At 64.5% G+C, this 2,096-nt stretch carries 1 protein-coding gene; it reads left to right on the forward strand.

The window, feature by feature from the left end; genetic code table 11:
* Positions 1 to 439: 439 nt before the first annotated feature.
* The coding region (locus L1069_RS23615; protein ID WP_237457273.1) for a recombinase family protein at positions 440 to 2,096 on the forward strand (1,657 nt) is incomplete at its 3' end.

Below are 2,096 nucleotides of genomic sequence, written 5' to 3' on the forward strand. Positions count from 1 at the left end.
GCGCGGCAAGCGCCGCCGGTCCGGCCGCAAGGACGTCCACCACAGCTCGCAGCCCCGCGCAAACCGGCCCAAACGGCAGGTTGTCCACATAAACCCGGCCTTGGGCAGCATCTCCCTCCTTTCACGGGGGCCCGCCGAGCTCCCGCACCCGCTATGATGAAGCCAACAAAGGCCGGAGCAGTTCCCGGCCAGATCAGCAGCATCAAAAAAACGCCCCTGGCACCGGCCCGGGAGCGGCGGGAGACCTCGGCCTATGGCACGGGACCAGAAGAGCTATGTCAATTGCCAGGAGACAGCCTGTCTCTCCGGCACATCTCAGACAAACGGCCGGGCCAACTGCCCGGACCCGCTTCTGCACATCATCCAGCTCCTCGCCCGCCAGGCTGCTCAGGAAGACATCGCGGCACAGAGGAGCCAACCGCCTTCGAAGGAATAAACCATGAATGCAACACCCGGTCTCTGCGCTGCCATCTACGCCCGGTACTCCACAGACAAACAGAAAGACACATCGGTCGAGGACCAGATCCGGCTGTGCCGCCGTCTGTGTGAACAAAAGGGGTGGCAGGTAACGGAAGTTTTCACCGATCACGCGCTCAGCGGCAAGAATGCCCGGCGCCCGGGATACCAGCGCCTGATCCAGGCAGCAGAACGCGGCGGGATCGACCTGATTGCAGCCGAAAGCCTGAACCGGCTGTCGCGGGACATGGCGGATTCCGCAAGCCTGCTGAAGCGCATGAACTTCTTCGGAGTCAAGATCCACACGGCTTCGGAGAATGAACTGGATGACATGAAGGTCGGGGTCGGCGGGCTGGTGTCCACCATGTTCCTCAAGGACTTGGCCCAGAAGACACGGCGCGGGCTGGAGGGGCGCATTGCCAGGGGCAAATCTGCTGGCGGGATTGCCTACGGCTACCGGGTGAAGCGGGAGATCCTGCCCGACGGCACGGTCAGCACCGGCGACCGGGAGATCGAGCCGGACGAGGCCGCCGTCATCACCCGGATCTTCCGGGATTACGCAGACGGCCTTTCCGCGCGCTCAATCGCTGCCGCGCTGAACGCCGAAGCAGTGCCTGCTCCCCAGAGCGGCAAGGGCACCGGAGTCTGGAACCCCTCAACGGTCTCCGGGAACATCAAGCGCGGCACCGGTATCCTGAACAACGAGCTGTACATCGGGCGCCTGGTCTGGAACCGGCTGACCTATGATAGCAACCCGGACACCGGCAAACGCTTGTCACGCCTCAATCCGCCGGAGGACTGGAAGATCGAAGAAGTCCCACAGCTTCGTATTCTGGATGATCAGCTCTGGCAGGCGGTGAAGACGCGCCAGGGGGAAGTGCGGCAAGCGATGAACCCGGCGGGTGTTCTGACGGAACGGCCGAAGCTGGAACGCGCGCGCCGGCCCACGTATCTGCTGTCAGGCCTCCTGCGCTGCGCCTGCTGCGGCGCCAGCTACACGCTGATCAACAAGACGCGCTACGGCTGCGCAGGTGCCCGCAACAAGGGCGCTGCGGTCTGCACTAACCGCGCCACCATCGGCCGGGCAGAAGTGGAAGAGCGGGTGCTTTCCGGGCTGAAGCAGCGCCTCCTGGCACCGGACCTGCTGGCGCAGTTCGCTGAGGAATACCGCAAGGCCTTCAACGACGCCGCCGCGGGGGCCTGCCAGGACCGGCAGAAGGCCGAACACTCCCTCAAAAAGGTGGAGAGCCGGATCGCCAACATCCTGACAGCTATCGAGGACGGCATGTACACCGCCTCGATGAAGGACAAGATGTCGGAACTGGAGAGAGAGAAGGCCCGCCTTGAGGCGGTCATCGCGGACAACCCGGAGCCCCCTGCCCTGCGGCTGCATCCGAGCCTGTCGGCGCGGTTCCGGGAGCTGATCGAGGACCTGGCAGGGTCCCTTAATGCGCCGGAGGTACGGCGGGAGGCGACGGCGTCGCTGCGGGCGCTGATTTCGGCGGTGCGGATGGTTCCGGACACGGATGCGCCGGGCGGCCATCAGCTTGAACTCATTGGGGAATTGGCCGGGATCATGGCATTGGGGAGCCTTGAATCGAAGAAGCCCCCGCTTTTTGCAGGGGCTTGGTCGGAAACGA

This window comes from Leisingera sp. MMG026 (genome assembly GCF_021654205.1).
Lineage (GTDB): Bacteria > Pseudomonadota > Alphaproteobacteria > Rhodobacterales > Rhodobacteraceae > Leisingera.